Annotated in this window: 15 protein-coding genes; 10 read left to right on the top strand and 5 right to left on the bottom strand. The window is 64.4% G+C overall.

Going from position 1 to position 18,796, the window contains the following annotated elements; translation table 11 throughout:
* The 10 genes from DT603_RS05795 (at nt 1) to DT603_RS05750 (ending at nt 14,737) form a co-directional block, all read left to right on the top strand.
* Nucleotides 1–1,038 (top strand): DUF4214 domain-containing protein, encoded by a 1,038-nt coding sequence (locus DT603_RS05795; protein ID WP_162348917.1) that lies wholly within the window; start codon nt 1–3, stop codon nt 1,036–1,038.
* Nucleotides 1,035–1,970: a GDP-mannose 4,6-dehydratase gene (locus DT603_RS05790; protein ID WP_343037724.1), complete on the top strand. Its 936-nt coding sequence runs from the start codon at nt 1,035–1,037 to the stop codon at nt 1,968–1,970. The genes DT603_RS05795 and DT603_RS05790 overlap by 4 nt, the downstream gene beginning before the upstream one ends.
* Nucleotides 1,967–2,941 carry a GDP-mannose 4,6-dehydratase gene (locus tag DT603_RS05785; RefSeq protein ID WP_162348916.1) on the top strand — a complete coding sequence of 325 codons (975 nt, stop codon included), beginning with the start codon at nt 1,967–1,969 and terminating at the stop codon, nt 2,939–2,941. Before DT603_RS05790 ends, DT603_RS05785 begins: the two co-directional genes overlap by 4 nt.
* Before the next feature lie 36 nt (nt 2,942–2,977).
* Nucleotides 2,978–5,467 carry a glycosyltransferase family 4 protein gene (locus DT603_RS05780; protein ID WP_246191603.1) on the top strand — a complete coding sequence of 830 codons (2,490 nt, stop codon included), beginning with the start codon at nt 2,978–2,980 and terminating at the stop codon, nt 5,465–5,467.
* 26 nt (nt 5,468–5,493) lie between these two features.
* Nucleotides 5,494–7,932 (top strand): glycosyltransferase, encoded by a 2,439-nt coding sequence (locus tag DT603_RS05775; RefSeq protein ID WP_162348915.1) that lies wholly within the window; start codon nt 5,494–5,496, stop codon nt 7,930–7,932.
* Nucleotides 7,933–8,205: 273 nt separating this feature from the next.
* The gene (locus tag DT603_RS05770) at nt 8,206–10,953 is read left to right on the top strand and encodes a YfhO family protein (RefSeq protein WP_162348914.1); all 2,748 of its coding nucleotides are present in this window, start codon (nt 8,206–8,208) and stop codon (nt 10,951–10,953) included.
* The gene (locus DT603_RS05765) at nt 10,950–11,660 is read left to right on the top strand and encodes a sugar phosphate nucleotidyltransferase (protein WP_162348913.1); all 711 of its coding nucleotides are present in this window, start codon (nt 10,950–10,952) and stop codon (nt 11,658–11,660) included. The genes DT603_RS05770 and DT603_RS05765 overlap by 4 nt, the downstream gene beginning before the upstream one ends.
* Entirely contained in the window at nt 11,657–12,529 is an 873-nt protein-coding gene (locus tag DT603_RS05760) for an NAD-dependent epimerase/dehydratase family protein (protein ID WP_162348912.1), read from the top strand. Before DT603_RS05765 ends, DT603_RS05760 begins: the two co-directional genes overlap by 4 nt.
* On the top strand, nt 12,526–13,515 hold the full coding sequence (locus tag DT603_RS05755; protein ID WP_162348911.1) for a glycosyltransferase family 2 protein: 990 nt from the start codon (nt 12,526–12,528) through the stop codon (nt 13,513–13,515). Before DT603_RS05760 ends, DT603_RS05755 begins: the two co-directional genes overlap by 4 nt.
* Nucleotides 13,508–14,737 carry a polysaccharide biosynthesis protein gene (locus DT603_RS05750; RefSeq protein WP_162348910.1) on the top strand — a complete coding sequence of 410 codons (1,230 nt, stop codon included), beginning with the start codon at nt 13,508–13,510 and terminating at the stop codon, nt 14,735–14,737. The genes DT603_RS05755 and DT603_RS05750 overlap by 8 nt, the downstream gene beginning before the upstream one ends.
* A gap of 39 nt (nt 14,738–14,776) precedes the next feature.
* On the opposite strand, the gene DT603_RS05745 is transcribed toward DT603_RS05750, so the two are convergent.
* From DT603_RS05745 to DT603_RS05725, 5 genes are all read right to left on the bottom strand, one after another.
* Nucleotides 14,777–15,151, bottom strand: a complete 375-nt coding sequence (locus DT603_RS05745; protein ID WP_162348909.1) for a GtrA family protein — start codon at nt 15,149–15,151, stop codon at nt 14,777–14,779.
* The gene (locus DT603_RS05740) at nt 15,151–15,831 is read right to left on the bottom strand and encodes a class I SAM-dependent methyltransferase (protein WP_162348908.1); all 681 of its coding nucleotides are present in this window, start codon (nt 15,829–15,831) and stop codon (nt 15,151–15,153) included. Before DT603_RS05740 ends, DT603_RS05745 begins: the two co-directional genes overlap by 1 nt.
* Entirely contained in the window at nt 15,828–16,397 is a 570-nt protein-coding gene (locus tag DT603_RS05735) for an NUDIX domain-containing protein (RefSeq protein WP_162348907.1), read from the bottom strand. The genes DT603_RS05740 and DT603_RS05735 overlap by 4 nt, the downstream gene beginning before the upstream one ends.
* Complete coding sequence (locus DT603_RS05730) at nt 16,394–17,803, bottom strand: mannose-1-phosphate guanylyltransferase/mannose-6-phosphate isomerase (protein WP_162348906.1); 1,410 nt, start codon at nt 17,801–17,803, stop codon at nt 16,394–16,396. The genes DT603_RS05735 and DT603_RS05730 overlap by 4 nt, the downstream gene beginning before the upstream one ends.
* 382 nt (nt 17,804–18,185) lie before the next feature.
* Complete coding sequence (locus DT603_RS05725; protein ID WP_162348905.1) at nt 18,186–18,773, bottom strand: hypothetical protein; 588 nt, start codon at nt 18,771–18,773, stop codon at nt 18,186–18,188.
* Nucleotides 18,774–18,796 lie beyond the last annotated feature (23 nt).

The following is an 18,796-nucleotide window of genomic DNA, read 5'->3' as shown; positions in this document are numbered from 1 at the left end:
ATGTCACCTCCCCCGCAAGTCAATCCCGCCGCCCCCGTCCAGGCGCTCAGCGTGGATGAGATCATGGCGCAAGTCCGTGGCGAGGTGATCCGGCGGGGTGGATCGCTTCCGGAAGCTGTGGCGGCTGCGGCGCCACAAGCGCACGCGGCGGGCCTGGCCCGCTGGCAGCCATCGGCGCCGCGCATTGCCATGAAGCGCGAGTACGCACTTCCCGAGCTGTTGTCTTTTTCAGACCGGGATTTCATCGAGAACGCCTATCGGGCAGTGCTGAGGCGCGCTCCTGACGACACCGGGGTTGTTCATTACCTTGAGCGTTTGCGCGATGGCCGCCTGAGCAAGGTGGAAGTGCTGGCGGCCTTGCGCTGGTCGCCGGAGGGGGAAAAGGAAGGCGTCCATGTCGATGGCCTGCTGGCGCCCTTCCTGTTGCAGAAATGGCGCCGCAAACCCTTGCTGGGACCGGTACTGGGCTGGGTTCATTCCCTGGCGAGGCTTGCGCGCGTTTCGGACCGGCAATCCATCCTTGATGCCGCCCAGGCCCGTGAGACCCACGAGCTCGGTCGTGTCGTCAATCTGCAGGCGCAACAACTGGAGCAGCGGTTTGCGAGGTTGGAAGCGACCCTGGCCACGCATGATGTTTCCTTGCAGGCCGAGCGCGAGCGGTCGCACGCTGCCGCAGAGGCACTTGCATCCCAGTTGCAGCAATTGCGTACCCAGGCTTCCGCCCAGGAAATGGCACTGGCCCAGGCCCGGGCCAGGCTGGACGAAATTTCCGGCGTGTTCACCAAGCAGTTGATGGCGCTGTCTGCGCGCCTAGACGACCTGAGCGCCGTCCGGCCGCAGGTGGAAGCGCTGGGTCACGACCTCGACGCGTTGGCCGCGCGGGTCGAAGCGGCGCCGGATGTGGTCCCGGTGATCCGCCTGCTCGCCGAGCGCCTGGAGCGGCTGTCCGGACAGGGTGCCAGCCTCGGCGGGCGTGTGAGCGAGAACTCCCAGGTTCCCAGCGAAAAAAGCGCCGTCGCGGCCCGGAAGGTGTCGTGATTCCGGGGGCAGTGGCTACGGCCGGCGGCACGCTCCTGCTGACCGGAGCCAATGGCTTCGTTGGCAAGCATGTGGAAAGGTCGCTCCGCAACGGCGGCTTCTCCGGCATGGCACTGGCCACCACGCCGGCGGGATGGGACATCCGCGATGCAGCGGCGGTGCGCAGGCTGGTCGATGAAGTGCGACCCACTGCAGTCCTGCATCTGGCTGCCCAGAGTTTCGTGCCGCGCTCTTTCGAAGACCCGCGCGAGACCCTGGACATCAACCTGATCGGCACCTTGAACCTGCTGCAGGCCCTGAGCGCTTGCGGTTTCAACGGTCGCCTGGTGTATGCCAGCTCAGGCGACGTATATGGCCGCGTGCCCGAAGACGCGTTGCCGGTGAACGAATCGCGCACGCCCGAGCCTCGCAGCCCCTATGCGGTCAGCAAGCTCGCGGCCGAACAGCTTTGCCTGCAATGGGGTCGCACCGAAGGCCTGCAGGCCATCATTGCCCGCCCGTTCAATCATGTCGGCCCCGACCAGGATCCGCGCTTCGTACTGCCGGCACTGGCCGCGCAGGTGGCGTTGATCGAAGCGGGCCGCCAGGCCCCGGTCATCGAGGCCGGTGATATCGACACCACCCGGGACTTTACCGACGTGCGCGACATCGTGGCTGCCTACGATGCGATGTTCCGCACAGGCCAGGCCGGGCGTATCTACCTGGTCGCGTCGGGCATCGAGCGCAAGGTCCGCGACCTGCTCGGCGATATGTGCCGGCTGGCGGGTATCGCGCCGCAGATCCATCAGGATCCGGCCAAGCTCCGGCCCGCCGAACAGCGGCGCATGGTCGCCGACGCGGGCCTGCTGACCCAAGACACCGGATGGCGACCGCAGGTGCCGTTCGAAACCACCCTTTCAGACATCCTGGATACCGCAAGGAAAGCAATATGAGCAACAACAAGAACGCACTGATCACCGGCGTCACCGGACAGGACGGCGCCTACCTGTCCAAGCTGCTGCTCGAAAAGGGCTACAGCGTCCACGGCGTGCTGGCCAGGCGCAGCACCGACACGCTGTGGCGCCTGCGCGAACTGGGCATCGAGAACGAAGTGAAACTGGTCGATGGCGACCTCACCGACCTGTCGTCGCTGATCCGGGCCATGGAGATTTCCAAGGCAGACGAGGTCTACAACCTCGGTGCGCAGAGCTTCGTCGGTACCTCGTGGCAGCAGCCCATCCTGACCGCACAGGTTGACGGCGTAGGCGTGATCAACGTCCTGGAAGCGGTTCGCATCGTCAATCCCAAGGCGCACTTCTACCAGGCATCGACCAGCGAGATGTTCGGCCTGATCCAGGCGGACATGCAGGACGAGACCACCCCGTTCTATCCGCGCAGTCCCTATGGCGTGGCCAAGCTGATGGGCCACTGGGCCACCGTGAACTACCGCGAAAGCTTCGGCCTGCACGCTTCCAGTGGCATCCTGTTCAACCACGAGTCGCCGCTGCGGGGCATCGAGTTCGTCACCCGCAAGGTCACCGACGCGGTGGCGCGCATCAAGCTGGGCCGGCAGAAGGAATTGCGCCTGGGCAACATCGATTCCAAGCGCGACTGGGGTTTCGCGGGCGACTACGTGGAAGCAATGTGGTTGATGACCCAGCAGCCGGAGGCCGACGACTATGTCGTCGCCACCGGACTGACCACCACGGTGCGCGACATGGTCGAGATCGCCTTCGGCCACGTCGGCCTGAATACCGGGGACCACCTGGTGATCGACCCCCAGTTCTTCCGTCCGGCGGAAGTGGACGTGTTGCTGGGCAATCCGGCCAAGGCCATCGCCAGGCTGGGTTGGAAGCCAAGGACGTCGCTGCAACAGCTGATCACCATGATGGTGGATGCCGACCTTCGTCGCCTGCAGGGCTGAGCTGGCGAACACCGGCAATCGGCGAGGAACGACACTATGCGCATCGCCTACGACCTGCAGGCTTGCATGACCGATTCGCGCGATCGCGGGATCGGCCGTTATTCTGAGAACCTGGTCGGTGCCATGGTGCGGATGGCAGGCAGCCGTGGCAGCGAATCGCAGATCGCGCTGGACGGCACCGATCCCTCGCGTCTGCAGGATGCGCGTAGCCGTCTGCGCCGCCAACGGATTGCAGCGCCCACCGTGGTCTACACGTATCCGAGCTCGGCGGTCACCGATCTGGAGCCTGCACGGGTGGCGGCGGCGGCCACGCTGCGTGGACGCTTTTTTGAGGCGCTTGGCCCCGACGTGGTGGTGCAGACGACGCATTTCGAAGCCGGCACCAACTATGCGACCGACCTGCGCTGGAGCCGGCCTTCGGCGATGCCCTCCGCAGTCATCGCCTATGACCTGATACCGCTGGTATTTCCCGAGCGCTATATGCCGGCGGGAAGTTTTGTCAGCCAGTGGTATCCGCGCAAGTGCGACTCCTTCCGCAAGTTCGACCTGTTCCTGGCCATCTCCCAGGCAACGCGTGACGACCTGATGCATTACCTGGATATTCCCTCCGAGCGCATCCATGTCATCGGCGCAGGGCTAGACGAATCGTTGCTGGCCGCCTCGGTCAGCGGCGTGCGCTTCCATTACGAGATCCTGGCGCGGCTGGAGATCAGGGAGCCCTTCGTGCTGATGGTGGGAAACGGAGACTGGCGGAAAAATACCCTCGGCACGCTGGAGGCCTTTGCCGCCCTGCCACGGCACCTGCGCGACCACCATCTCCTCGTGCTGACCCAGGTGGGCGATGATGTCAATCAGGCACTGGCCGGCCGCTTGCGTCACATCGCCACCCGTGTACGCATCCTGGGCAAGGTCGACGACGACACGCTGGCCACCCTGTATCACCGGTGCGCGGTCTTCTTCTTTCCATCGCTGTACGAAGGCTTCGGCCTGCCGGTACTCGAAGCGATGGCGTTCGGCGCCCCGGTGATTTCGTCGAACCTGGGAAGCCTGCCGGAGGTCGTTCACGATCCCCGCTGCCTTTTCGATCCGCGCGATGAAGAAGCCACCGTTGCGATCCTTGCCGCATCCCTGGACCAGCCCGCGTTCCGTGAGGTACTGACCCATGGCGCGATTGAGCATGCACGCACGTTCACCTGGGACCGCTGCGCCGGTGAGGCATTCGATGCGTTGTCCGACCTTGCCGGATCGGCGACCACAACGCCAGTCGCGTGCGGTCCGCAAAAGCTTCCAGTCACGCAGACGGACATCGACACCTGGTCTGATCTGCTATGGGCGTCGCCTGCGGACCTGGGTGCCCTTGAATCCAGTCTTCGCACCTCCGCCGCCAAGGGCCGGCGGCGCATCCTGGTGGATATCAGCGAGGTCATCCGCATGGATGCACGCAGCGGCATCCAGCGCGTAGTCCGCAACTTCTGCACCGGCCTGCAGGCGCTTGCCGCGGAGCAGGATTTCGAACTGCACCCGTTCTGCTGGAGCGAAGGCGGCGGCATCCACCATGCCGATGCCTTTGCGCACGCGCGCCTGGGATTGCCGGAGCGCGCATCAGGCGATGCGCCGGTCGTCGCCCAGGCCAACGACCTGGTCTTCATGCTGGATTCTTCGTGGTGGAGCCCGGAGCGATTCGATGCGCTCCACGCCGACGTCCACAGGCAGGGCGGCGAGGTGGTGTGGATGGTGTATGACCTGATCCCGATGCTGTTTCCGGAGACCTGTCATCCCGGGATGCCGCCCTCGTACGCGCATTGGTTGGCGCACGCGATCGCCAGCGCGGACGGCTTCGTCTGCATCTCCGAGGCCACCCGCGCGGACCTGGAAGCGTTCATGGACCGCCACGGGGGCTTCGAGCGGCGGCCATGGACCCGCAGCGTGCACCTGGGCAGCGACCTGGAATCCGGGCAGGTCGGCGCAGCTGCCGAGGACACGGTCCGGATTACCCAATCACTGGCGGGCGTTCCCACGCTGCTTTGCATAGGCACCATGGAACCCCGCAAGGATTACGCATCGGTGCTGGCGTCGTTCGAGCAGCTGTGGAAGGCTGGCATCGACTGCGCGCTGGTCATAGTCGGCAAACAGGGCTGGAACGTCGATGCACTGGCTGTGCGCCTGCGCCAGCATCCGCAAGCCGGACGCCGGCTGTTCTGGCTGGAGGGACTGGAAGATGGCGACATCGACCACCTGCTGCAGCACGCCGCCGCGCTGGTCCAGGCTTCCATTTCCGAAGGTTATGGCCTGCCGATCGTCGAGGCCGGTTCCAAGGGCGTGCCCCTGCTGCTCAGCGACATTGCCGTTTTCAGGGAAATCGCGGGCGACGCGGCATCGTATTTCCCCGTCGGCGATCACCAGGCGCTGGCCGGGCTGATACGCGATGGACTCAAGGACGGGTTTCTCCGCCCCGGGCAGGGCAGCATCGTCACCAGGACCTGGCGCGAAGTGAGCATCGACCTCGTCGCACGGTTGCTGGCTTGAGCCTCGAAGGCGCCGGCCTGAATCCAATGGCCAACGAACCGAACAGGCCGAACAAGCCGCGCATCGCCATGGTGACCCCGCTGCCGCCGGAAATGACCGGGATCGCGGAGTACGTTGCCATCCTGCTGCCGGCACTGGCACGGCATTTCGACATCGACCTCTATACGAGCGCCGACCTGGGCGACCTGGATTCGCTGAAGGCGCGCTACGGCGTCCATCATTTCAGCGAACTCGAAGCCAACCGCGATCGATACGACGAAGTCATCTACCAGTTCGGGAATTCGCCATTCCATAGCCACATGGTCGATTTGCTGGACCGGGTGCCGGGCATCGTGGTCCTGCACGACTTCTATCTCAGCTCGATGCTGGCGCACATGGACCTGCACGAGGACCATCCGGGTCTGTTCGGCCAGGAACTGGTCCGCTCGCACGGCGATGAAGCGCACGACGAGCTGTTGCTGAAAGGGCACTGGGAAGCAGCCAGGCATTACCCCGCATCGCGCCGCATCATCGAGCGTGCCACCGGCGTGCTGGTGCATTCCGAGCACGCGGCAGACCTGCGGGATGCGTTCTACCAGGACCTGCAACAAAGGAACTGGCAAACCGTCCCCATGCCACAGCCCGCGGTGGGCAACATCAGCCCGGAGGAAAGGCAGGCGATCAGGAGCAGGCTAGGTTTCTCGGCGGAAGACTTCGTGGTGATCTCGCTCGGATTCATGGCCGACACCAAGTTGAACCACGTGTTGCTGGAAGCATTGTCCGAGCCGCACCTGTCCGCTGACCCGTTGCTGCACGTGGTATTCGTGGGCCAGAACGACGGGGCCGAATACGGCCTCATGCTTACCCGCAAGATCGCGGACATACCCGACAACGCACGCATCTCGATCACCGGATTCGTTTCCGGCGAGGCTTACCGTGATTACCTGGTAGCGGCTGATTGCGCCGTGCAACTGCGGACCCGGAGCAGGGGTGAAACCTCCAAGGCAGTCCACGATTGCATGTCCCATGGCCTGCCTATGGTGGTCAACGACTATGGGTCATTCCATGAACTGCCCGCCGAAACCGTGCTCAGGATCGCGGCCGATCCCACCCCGGCAGAGCTGGCGCAGGCGCTGTTGTCGCTGCGCACCGATCCATTGAAGAGGGCAGTGCTGGGCATGTCGGCCAAGCACCATATGGCCACCGTGCATCTGGCGCAGCATGTTGCCGCGGCGTACGCGGACGCGGTACGCGAATTCGCCCGCAGGAATGAAGTGGCTACCAGTACTGGGCACGGCCCAGGCCTTGCCAACGCGGTCAGCACGCCAGTCGCCGCGTTGCGACGACTGATGGTCGATCTCAGCGAGGTGGTCCGGGTCGACCATGGCACCGGTATCCACCGGGTGGTGCGCAACCTGACCCGCTCCCTGCTCAGCGGTGGTGCCGGCCATGGCTGGGATTGCGTTCCGGTGGCGCATGCCCCGGACGGGCGATTCAGCGAGGCATGGGACTATGCAGTCCAGCAGCTCGGCATGGCGCCCCCGTCGCATGCCGAGCATCTCGGGTTCAACAGCAGCGACCATCTGCTGTTGCTGGATTCGGCCTGGGAACATCCCGAGAGGTTTGCCGGCACGATCGAGTCCATGCACCTGGCGGGCGCCAAGGTGGGCGCGGTGCTCTACGACCTGATCCCGCTGCGCTTCCCGCATTACTGCGTGGACTTCATGCAGGCCGTGTTCGAGAAGTGGCTGCGCTTCGTGATCCTGCACTGCGATTACATCGTCTGCATTTCGCGTGCGGTCGCCGATGACCTGCGGGCATGGATCGGCGAAACCGGCGCCGCCACCTCGCCCGCGCTGCACATAGGCCATGTGCTGCTGGGATCGGACATCGGCGAGGGTGGAATGACCGGCACGGTGTCGGATGCAATGCAGCAGGCGATGCAAGGCGACAACGCGGTCCTGATGGTGGGTACGGTCGAGCCACGCAAACGCCATGACCTGGCGCTTGCCGCGTTCGAGCAACGCTGGCAGGCCGGGGAAACCAGCAGGCTGGTGATCATCGGCAAGCAGGGATGGCATGTGGAGGAACTGGCCGGGCGCCTGAGGCGGCACGCCCAGCTGGGCCACGACCTGTTCTGGTTTGAAAGCGCATCCAATGCCGACCTCGACCACGCCTACCGGCATTGTTCGGCGTTGTTGCAGGCTTCCGATGCGGAAGGCTTCGGCCTTCCCATCGTGGAGGCCGCGCGCTACGACAAGCCACTGCTGCTGTCCGATATTGCGGTCTTCAGGGAGATCGCGGGAAATGCCGCGTCCTATTTCACCGGCGGAAGCGTCGAATCCCTGCTGGCCTGCCTGCGACAGGAACACAGAGGGACGGCCGGCGCCCTGTCCTCCATCAGTTGGGAGCAATGTTCGCTCCAGCTGCTTGGCCTGCTGCAGGATGGGGGTTGGGACTACACGGCCGAAACAGCGAGTGATTGACACTGGCTGTTCCCGTGTGCCGGAGTCGATGCAGCACCGTCGGCGTGAATCAATGGGTCCGCCGATCGTGGCACTGCATCGTCCGATCAGCGTTGACGCCAATTACAAGGCAGCGCAGGCGGACCATGCCGGTTCGCGCGGCTGGTTTCGGGGTCCTGCCCTATGTGATCATGCGCCCTGCCATGAAGAGTGCATGATTTGATGGAACCCATTGGAAAAGAGCGTATTTCCACGCGTGACCAGGCGCGGACCCGGCCTGCAAATCCATCCGTCATGGGCTGGTTGGTCCTTGCGCTTCTGTTCGCCGGTTTCTACGCGCTTTATTTTTCGCCGGTGCTTATCCAGAACGGATTGCTTGCGCCCGGCGATGGCACCATCTACTACTGGCCGACGTTCGGGTTGCCGGCCACCGACCTGTGGAACGACCTGCTGCTCTCCGGATACTCGGCATTGTCGGATATCCAGGCACAGACCCTGTATCCGCTGCGGTGGCTCAGCCCGACCTACAACAGTCTGGTGATCTCGGCGTACGTGGTTGCGGCAGTCGGCTCGTTCGGACTTGCATTGTCACTGACCGGCTCGCGCATCGCGGCGTTGGCCGCGGCGCTTGTCGTGTCGGGTAGCGGCTTCATGCTGGCGCATCTGGGCCATCTGAGCATTGTCCACGCCGCTGCCTGGGTCCCGGGCATCCTGTGGGCGCTGTCGCGTTTCCGGACCAGTGAGGGAAGCCTGCCCGTCGCAGCGGGCGCGTTGGCCGTGGCGATGTGCATTTACGGCGGCCACCCGCAACTGTCGGTGATCGGGATGCTTTTCGCAGGCACTTATGCGCTGAGCGAAATCTGCCTGGAGGCCGCCCGGTCGGGCTGGCGCGCCGGCGCCCGGATGCTGGCGAAGGTCGTTGCCATGTTCCTGCTGGGGCTGCTGATTGCCAGCCCCGCGCTGGACAGCGTGCTGAGCGCGGCCAGCTCCAGTGTCCGCTCGGCGTGGTCACTGACCGATTTCAATTCCTTCAGCCACGATGTGGCCTCGTTGCGGATGGTCGCGTTCCCCAATCTCTACGGTGGCGCTCCGCCCGGTCCCTATGGCGCCTATGGCGGTCCGTTCAACCTCACCGAATTGACGATCTACGTGGGCATCGCGCCGTGGCTGCTGTGCATGCTGGCGGTGGTGCGGTGGAAGCAGGATCCCGATGCGATTTTCTGGGCGGCCGCCGCGGTGGTGTCACTGCTCCTGTGCCTGGGCGCAGCCACCCCGCTGGGTGAGCTGGTCTACAGGATCCCGCTGCTCGGCAAGTTCAGGGCGCAGGCGCGATTCGGCTGGATCCTGACCCTGTGCATGGGTGTGCTCACGGCATACGGTTTATCGGCGGCGCTTCGCAATGCGGTCTCGCGCCGCCAGGCTCTGGCCGCGCTTTGCATGGGTCTGGTGCTGGCCGGGACGATGCTGGCCTCGGTTGCATTGGCCCCGCCTGGCAACGTGCTGGCGCAGGGACCGGAATGGGTTCTGCATCCCGCGGTGCTGGTGCCCCTGGTGTTCATGGTGGTCGCGTTCCTGCTGGTCGGGTTGCTGCTCCTCAAGCCCGGCCGTCCCGCCGCAGCGATGCTGCTGGTACTGCTGGTCGTCGACCTGGGGAGCTTCGGCTGGTTCCACGACTGGAAATATGTCGGGCCGCAGGCGCCGGCAGCGCCCAAGCAAGCGCGCAGCGACGCATTGCTGAGCAAGCTCGCGCTCGGCAATGGCCGGGTGATGCCGATCGGCGCGCCACACTGGCCCGCTGGCCCCATGCGGCCCAATACGAACATGACCTACGGAATTCCGGTGGTGGTGGGCTATGGCCCGTTGCTGTCGTCACGCTATGCAACCGTGACCGGCGCCGATACGTTGGGCGGGTTTCCAATCCTGCCCCCGGATGCACCACTGCTGGATGTGCTGGGTATACGTTGGGTCGCGGGCAAGTCCACCGGCGTCAACCCCGTGCTGATCGGCAGCGGATGCGGCGCCGACAGCGGAATAACCAGGCTGCAGGCCAAGGTGCCGCCTGGACTCAAGCCCGACGCCATTCGCATCGTGAGCCACCTGAGCTGTTCGACGGAGCTCGCCACCAGCCATGACATTGCAGACGCTACCGTCATTGACGGATCGGGCAAGCCGGTCGGATCGTTTGTCGTCGAGGCGGGCGTCAATACCGCCGAATGGGCCTATGACCGCGCCGATGTGCGGCCCACCGTTGCCCATGCGCGACCGCATGTATTCGAGAGCTTCGACGCCGGTGGCTTCAATGGCCTCTGGTTCGACGCGACCTGGGCCATCCAGCCGGCTACCGCGGACGGCGGGTCGGTGACCCTGGCAATGCGCCAGGACGCGGGCGCGCCGGTCATGACCCGTTCGATAGAAGCAAAGGATTCGCGGACCGGCGCCTGGGTTCCCCTGGAGTTCGGCCCGTTGTCGGAAAACGCCGCCCCGTTGAATTCGCCGTCGACCGATGTGCAGGGGGTTCCGGTCAGCGAGCGTCTCGGTTATCGGGGCATGGCATGGGTTGCGTGCACGGCAAGGGTAGTGCCACTGGAACAGCAGGGCGCCATCCTGCGCGCAAGCCGGGCCAGTGCCAGGATGGATGCCCGCAGCACGGTATTGCTTGAAGAAAAATCGCCAGGTGCATCGCTGGCCTGCAAGTCGCCTGCACCTGTATCCGTCATGGAGCGACGGCCGGGCTACTGGAAACTCCGCACCCGTTCCGATGGCGCGGGCATGCTCATCGTCAGCACCAGCTTCAATCCTGGCTGGAATGCACTGGTGGATGGCGTCGCGGCGAAGGTATTGCCTGCATACGGAGTGGTCGTGGGCATCCCGGTTGCCGCGGGCGAGCATGAAGTCGAGCTGCATTTCCTGCCGCGCTCGCTGTTGTGGACGTTGCTCCTTGCGGGCCTGGCTATAATCGCCACCGTCATCCTGTTGTGGAAAGGCGTGCTCCGCACCTTCCAGCCGGGCCATCCTGCAGGACAGAAAGGATCCAGAGAATGAAACGAGCAGTCGTGCTTGCAGGGGGCAAGGGAACGCGCCTTCGTCCCTATACCGTGACCCTGCCCAAGCCCTTGATGCCGATAGGCGAATATCCGATCCTCGAGGTCATCGTTCGCCAGTTGCGCAAGGAAGGATTCGAATGGATCACCCTTGCGGTCAACCATCAGGCCGACCTGTTTCGCGCCTTCTTCGGCGATGGAAGCAAGTGGGACCTGAAGATCGACTACTCGCTGGAAAGCAAGCCGCTCAGCACCATGGGCCCGCTGAAGCTGATCGCCGATCTGCCCGAGCATTTCCTGGTCATGAATGGCGACATCCTCACCGACGTGCACTATGGCGCGTTCCTCGATGCGCATATCGCCGAGGATCGTCTGTTCACCATCTCGGCCGCTGCCCGCAACCAGCGCATCGACTATGGCGTGCTGAAGACCACCGACTCCAACACGCTGTGCGGATTCGAGGAAAAACCCAGCATCCCGTTCCTGGTGAGCATGGGTGTGTACGCGGTATCCCGCCGGGTTCTTGACGTCATCCCCGCCGACCAGGCATTCGGTTTCGACGACCTGGTGCTGGGTTTCCTGGCCGACGGAAAAAGTGTCACGGCCGTTCCCCATGATGGTTACTGGCTCGACATAGGGCGCCCGGACGACTACGAGCGCGCCATCGATGACTGGCCGGAATTGTCCAAGAGGCTGGCGCTGGGATGAGTGCCGACGATTTCCGTGGTCAGCGGGTGGTGGTCACGGGTGCGGGCGGGTTTCTGGGTAAGCGCCTGGTGGCCAGGCTGCACGGCCTGGGATGCGAAGTAGTGGAGCTGGGCCGCGCCTCGGGTTTCGACCTGCTGAATGATGAAATGCCGCTTTCCGGAATCGACCATGTATTCCACCTGGCCGCCGAGACCGGGGTTCCCGCCTCCTGGGAAGACCCGGCGCGCTTTCACCTGGTCAATGCGCATGGAACAGTGCGCGTGCTCGACCAGTGCCGCAGGGCCGGATGCAGCGTCACCTACGTGGGCGCCTATATCTACGGCATCCCGCAGTCATTGCCCATATCGGAGGAGCATCCGCTTGATCCGAACAATCCGTACGCGTTTTCGAAATGGATGGGCGAGCAGGCATGCGAGTGGTTCGCAGGAACCTACGCGCTTCCGGTGACCGCGGTACGCCTGTTCAACGTATACGGACCGGGACAGAGCGATCGCTTCCTGGTGTCGAGCCTCGTCGCCCAGGCCCTGGACCCGGCGGTGGCTTCGATCAAGCTGATGGATATATCGCCCAGGCGCGATTATCTGTACGTCGACGATGCGATCGACGCCCTGCTGTCGTCGCGATCGCCTGGCGGATACCGCCTCTACAACGTGGGCAGCGGGGTTTCGCACAGCGTCGGCGAGGTGGTCGAGGTGGTCCTTGCGGCGGCCGGCTCCAGCAAGCCCGTGATCGACGCCAACGAACCGCGGCGCAATGAGATCCCGGATGTCCGGGCCGACTGCACCAGGATTTTCACTGACTGCGGCTGGAGTCCCAGGTACACGCTCGCCGCAGGCGTGGGCGAGATGGTCAGGGAGGCACTGCATTGAAGAGCATCCAGATCGTTTGCCCCGTGTTCCGCGAGGAAGAGGTGATTCTTTCCTTCCACGAACGGCTGCGCGAGGCGGTCATTCCGTTGCGCGCCCGCTATACGGTTTCCTTCCTGTACGTGATGGATCCTTCGCCGGACCTGACCGAAAGCATCCTCCAGCAGCTGGCCGCCGCCGATCCCGAGGTCGAGGTGATGGTCATGTCGCGTCGATTCGGCCACCAGGCCGCGCTGATCGCGGGCATCGATGCCTGCCGCGCCGATGCGATCGTCATGCTGGACAGCGATGGCCAGCACCCGCCGGAACTGATCCCGTCGCTGGTGGAGCGCTGGGAGGGCGGCGCGCAGATCGTGCAGACCCTGCGCAAGGATGGCAACGAGACCGGCCTGCTGAAGCGAACCTCTTCGGCGATGTTCTACCGGCTGCTTTCCCGGATCGGGTCGATAGAACTGCGCGGCGGCGCCGCCGATTACCGTCTCCTCGACAGGAAGGTCATCGACGTCCTGCGCGACGAGCTGAAGGAGAGGAACGTATTCCTGCGGGGGCTGGTGGCCTGGATGGGATTCAACATCACCTTCGTCGAGTTCGAGCCGCTGCGCCGGCTGCATGGTGCGTCCAAGTACCGTCCTTCCATCCTTTTCAATTTCGCGCTGCAGGGCGTGAGTTCGTTCTCGAAAACGCCGCTGCGCATGTGCACCATGGCGGGCCTGCTGCTTTCCGTACTCAGCGTAATCGCCGGCGTGCTGATGGTTATCGCCTATTTCCTCGGCAACACGGCCATGCCGGGCTGGGCGTCGCTGATTGCCTTCATATCACTGCTGGGTGGCATGCAGTTGTTCTTCATGGGCATCATCGGTGAGTACCTCGGGCAGGTATTCGATGAAGTGAAGGGACGCCCGCGCTACCTGGTGGCGAAGCGCTACGGGTCCGGAGCGGCGAATATTCCGATCAACGCTGTGCCTGGACGGGTTTCTTCCAATGATTGACGCAGTGAGCTACGACCAGCAGAAGATCGATGCGGCGGTACTGGGCCGCAATTACTCCCATTTCACCCGCGACCTGCTTGAGCAGGATGAGGCGTTGCGCGCCGCGGTCGGGGCCAAGCGGGTGCTGGTCGTGGGCGGCGGCGGATCGATTGGATCGGCGACGACGATGTTGCTGGCCGACCTGCGGCCCGGCTGCCTGCACGTGGTGGATCAAAGCGAGAACTATCTCGCCGAACTCGTGCGTGACCTGCGTGGCCGCCCCGGCGGCCTGGACGTGTCCGATTTCAGGACCCTGCCGATCGACTACGGCTCGCCCGTCATGGGGCGCTTCCTGGGCGAGGCCGCCCCCTACGACCTGGTCCTCAACTTCGCCGCGCTCAAGCATGTCCGCTCCGAGAAGGACATCTATTCCCTGCTGCAGATGATCGACACCAACGTGGTTCGCCATGTGCGCTTCCGGCGTTGGCTCAAGGCAGGTGGACACGGGCGCCGCTACTTCGCCGTATCCACGGACAAGGCGGCCAATCCGACCAGCCTGATGGGCGCGAGCAAGCGGCTGATGGAAGACGTGGTCTTCGCCTCCGACCTTTCCACCAGCGGGATCGACACGACCGCCAGGTTCGCCAACGTGGCATTTTCAAATGGCAGCCTGCTGCAGGGATTCCTGATGCGGCTTGCCAAGGGACAGCCGCTGGCCGCCCCGCGCGACACCCGGCGCTACTTCGTCTCGCAGCGGGAATCAGGCGAAATATGCCTGCTGTCGGCCTTGCTGGGCCGGGCCGGAAGCGTGCTGTTTCCCAGGCTCGATCCGGTCAGCGAGTTGCAGTTGCTCGAGGACATCGCGGTCCGCGTCCTCGATGCGGCGGGTTTCCAGGCCGTGCTGTTCGACGACGAGCGCGAGGCACGCGAGGCGGTGGCCGCGCTGGCGCGCGAAGGCCGATGGCCTTTGCTGCTTACCGCCCTGGATACGAGTGGCGAGAAACCCTACGAGGAATTCGTGGGTGCCGGCGAAGCAAGGACCGAAAGCGGGCTGCATACCCTGGACGCGGTGAAGCACGTGGCCACCCAGGCGCTCACCGATGACGTGCTGGCGATGCTGGAAGATGCAGTCAGCCGCGTGGATGGTGCGGTGGACAAGCAGGGCATCGTGGATGCGATCCAGCGCGTGATCCCGGGTTTCACCCACCGGGAAACCGGAAAGTCCCTGGACGACCGTCTCTGAGGCGGGCGGCGGGCCTGGACTCCAGGCCGCGCATCGCCGCTAGACCGGATGCCTGAACACGTAATACTTGTTCAGGAAATAGGAGGCGCCCACGTAGATCGCGCCTGCCACCAGTTGCGACAGCCCCTCATGCAGGTGCAATACGTCGATGCACAGCAGGAGCATGCCGACGTTGGCCAGGTAGGCAGCGGCGAACACCACCAGGAAGCGCAGCATCTCCGAGTGCGAGCGGGCCGTGGTCTTGAAGGTAAAGAACTTGTTGAGGAAATACGACACCACCAGCCCGCACAGATAGCCGGTGATATTGCTGGCCAACGGGCTCATGTCCAGCAGGTACATGCAGCTGAAGATGATGGCGAACCCCAGGGCGGTGTTGAACAGCCCGACCAGCAGGTAACGGAAGAGTTGGGCCATCAGGAAAGTCCGGCGCGCACCCAGTATTGCCCGCCCAGGGGCAGCCAGCCCAGGTGCTTCTCGACCGGTGAGAGCCAGGAAAGGCGCGGCGGCACGAACAGGCAGTACGCCGAGCTCCTGACCGCGAGCCCTGCCTGGCCGAACAGTCCGCGCAGCTCCGACGGCTTCAGCAGCACCGCGTCCGCATCGTAGGGACAGGTATCCACGATCCGCCGGGTCACGGGATTGAAAGGGTTGTGTTCGAACACGCAGGCCGAGCCCTGGCTCTGCAGGCGCGTGGCCAGCAGCTCGGTGGCGGGCAGGCGTTCGGCCCGCGGTATGTGGTGATAGACGCCGGCAACGAAGATCAGGTCGAACTTGCCAAGATCCAGTCCCGGCGCCTCGACCTCGAAGCGCACGCCCTTGTTCTCGGTAGCGGCCGTGGCAAGGCTGGCCTCGGAAATATCGGTGCCGATGATTTCCGCTGCGGGGAACGCAGCCTGCAGGTAGGGGATGTTGCGGCCGATCCCGCAACCGTACTCGAGTATGCGGTTCACCGGCTGCGAGCCAAGCGCCTCGCGCACCAGCTCGACCTTGTACCTGGCGAAGTATTCCTCGCTGGAGGAAAAAAACCCGGTTCCCTCGCGCAGGAGCTCGTTGTAGTTGTCGGTGTACTTGTCGAAATCCACTTTCTCGCTCATGGCCTGTATTCCTCTTGCAGCGGTTGCGCCTGCAATGGCGCGGACCTGGGTGTCGTGACGTGGGGAGCATCCTCCCCGCAAGCGAACGGAACGATGAAATGGCCGTCCTCGAGATAACCGGTGCGGCCGTTCAACACCGTTTCCAGGCGGCGCCTGATCGGCGCGGCCAGCAGTGCCATCGCCTGCCCGGCTTCCAGGAACCGCGCTTCCAGGATTTCGATGCCATCCACCGGAAGGGAACGGTCGCCTTCCGCATGCGTGGGCGCGCACTCGAACAGGAAATGCACCGACTCGCTGAATCCGTCCCGGGCCGGCAGCATGTCCATGCAGAGCATGCGCACGATGGCCGTCGCGATGCCTGTTTCCTCCATGACTTCCCTGCGCAACGCACTGGCCGGGGTTTCGAGTGCTTCCACCAGGCCGCCCGGCAGCAGCCAGCCGGGCCGATAGGACGGCTTCACCACCAGGATGCGCCCGTACTGGTCATGGATGATCCCCGCCGCCGAGCAGCGCCTGCGGGGAAAGCCTGCATCAAGCTCCGCAACCGATTGCGGCGTTGCATTCATTGCCTGGCGCGGCCATAGACATCCTCGAAGCGCACGATGTCGTCTTCGCCCAGGTAACTGCCCGACTGCACTTCGATCAGCTCCAGCGGCAGCTTGCCCGGGTTTTCAAGGCGGTGCGTGACGCCGAGGGGGATATAGGTGCTCTGGTTCTCGGTGAGCAGGATGACTTCCTCGCCACGCGTCACTTTCGCCGTGCCGCTGACCACGATCCAGTGTTCGGCGCGGTGATGGTGCATCTGCAGGCTGAGCGTTGCGCCTGGCTTCACGGTGATGCGTTTGACCTGGAAGCGCGCGCCGTTGTCGATGGAGTCATAGGCGCCCCATGGCCGGTAGACCTTGCGATGCGCTGCGGCCTCGCTGCGGCCGTCCTGCTTGATCCGGCGCACCACTTCCTTCACTTCCTGGATGCGGTGGCGATTGCCCACCAGCACCGCGTCATCGGTTTCCACGACCACCACGTCTTCCAGCCCGACCATGGCGATCAGGCGCGTGCCATGGGCATAGGTGTTCTTGCAGTCGATCTCGATAACGTCGCCGTGGTGGGCGTTGCCGTTCGAGTCCTGGGGCGAGACTTCCCACAACGCGCTCCACGAACCGACGTCGCTCCAGCCGGCATCCAGGGGTATCACCACGGAGTCGGCCGTTTTCTCCATCACCGCGTAGTCGATGGAATCGCTGGGACACGCCTCGAACGATTCGGCGTGCAGGCGGATGAAATCGTTGTCGCGCGTTGCCTTGGCCAGCGCTTGTTCGCAGGCCTCCAGCATGGCCGGGTTAAGGCTGCGCAGCTCGTCCAGGTAGCGCGTGGCCTTGAACAGGAACATGCCGCTGTTCCAGAAATATTCGCCGGAAGCCACGTAGGAGCGCGCCGTTTCGGCATCGGGTTTTTCCACGAAGCGTTCCACCGCGCGCACGCCGGTGCCCGGCCCGGCCTTGATGTAGCCATAGCCGGTTTCGGGGCCGGCCGGCACGATGCCGAAGGTGACCAGCTTGCCCGCCTCGGCTGCGATCGCGGCTTCCCTGACCGCCGCATGGAAGGCCTTGTCATCACGGATGACATGGTCGGAAGGCAGCACCAGGAGCAAGGCATCGACGCCATTGCTGGTGGCCTGCAATGCCGCGATGGCAATGGCCGGGGCGGTATTGCGGCCGACCGGTTCCAGGATCACCGCGCCCGGTTCAGTGCCGATTTCACGCAACTGCTCGGCCACCATGAACCTGTGCTCATGGTTTGCCACGATGATCGGGCTGCGCGCCGAGATCGGCGCAACGCGCCGCCAGGTCGCCTGCAGCATGGTGTCGTCCCCGACCAGGGGCAGGAACTGCTTCGGATAGGCCTCACGCGACAGCGGCCACAAACGGGTGCCGGACCCGCCCGAGAGGATTACTGGAAGAATTTCGTTCATGCGTATGACCCTTGTCCGCGCTTCAGGCGCCAGTGGGAGATGGATGGACTGATTGCATTCTGGCCCGACGCGGGGACCCTGCATGCGCAGGCGGCGTTCGAGCCAGGTGAAGTCCCTGGCCGGCGGCCAGGGGCGACAAGCGAAACGGTGTGATCGGACCCGGGAGGTGCATCACTTCCTGGGTCGGGTCTTTGCGCACGTGCCTGCACAGGCAGCTCAAGCGGGAATGCCATTCGCCGGTTTGCGCGGCCCCCCAGATCCGGCTTGAGATCCGGGTTGGCACGAACTGGATTGCCGCCAGCGGCCGCCAGGTTGCCGTCAAGCCAACACAAGGGTGCCGGACCCTGGAAAGGGTCCGGCAGGACGCGTGGCCGGGACGAGGTCAAGGCGCTGCGGGAACCGCTTCACCGTTGTTGCCGCAAAGCGACTCCTGCTTGTCGCCACAGCGGGTAAAGGTGTCCAGGCGCAGGGTAGGTTGGCCATAGCTCGAGAACCAGGCCACGCCTTCCTGCACGCCATCGACCTGGGCGGTACCGCCCAGCGTTGCAGCGACCGGGAAGCTGATCGGGAGCTGCACCTTCTCGCCCTTGGCAAGAGGGGCGGGCAGGGGGTAGCGCTGGAATTCAAGCGCGGCCGGTGGGGTATTCATGGTGCCGTCCTTGCCCAGGATGACCAGCCCGATATTGACCGGGTGCGTGCCGGCACTGGCCAGGGTGTCCTTGCCGTTGTTCTGGACTTCGATGGTGTAGCTGGCGGCGTCGTTTGCCTTGTCGTAGGTCGGGCCACTGACGACGGTGTAGGACAGGTCAATCGCATCGCTGCTGATGGGGGCATTGACCGAGAACGCGGGCACCGCTGCCGGGGCGGCTTCCTCTCCAGCGGCGGGCGTGGTGGCCGGTTGCTTGCATGCGGCCAGCGCCAGTGCGGACAGCACCAGCCCGCCAACGAATAAGTTCCTGTGCTTGATCATGTTGTTTCCTTCGTGCGTAGGGA

Origin of the sequence: Pseudoxanthomonas gei, from assembly GCF_010119615.1 — a bacterium.
GTDB lineage: Bacteria > Pseudomonadota > Gammaproteobacteria > Xanthomonadales > Xanthomonadaceae > Pseudoxanthomonas_A > Pseudoxanthomonas_A gei.
This window is presented reverse-complemented; position numbering and strand designations above follow the sequence as displayed.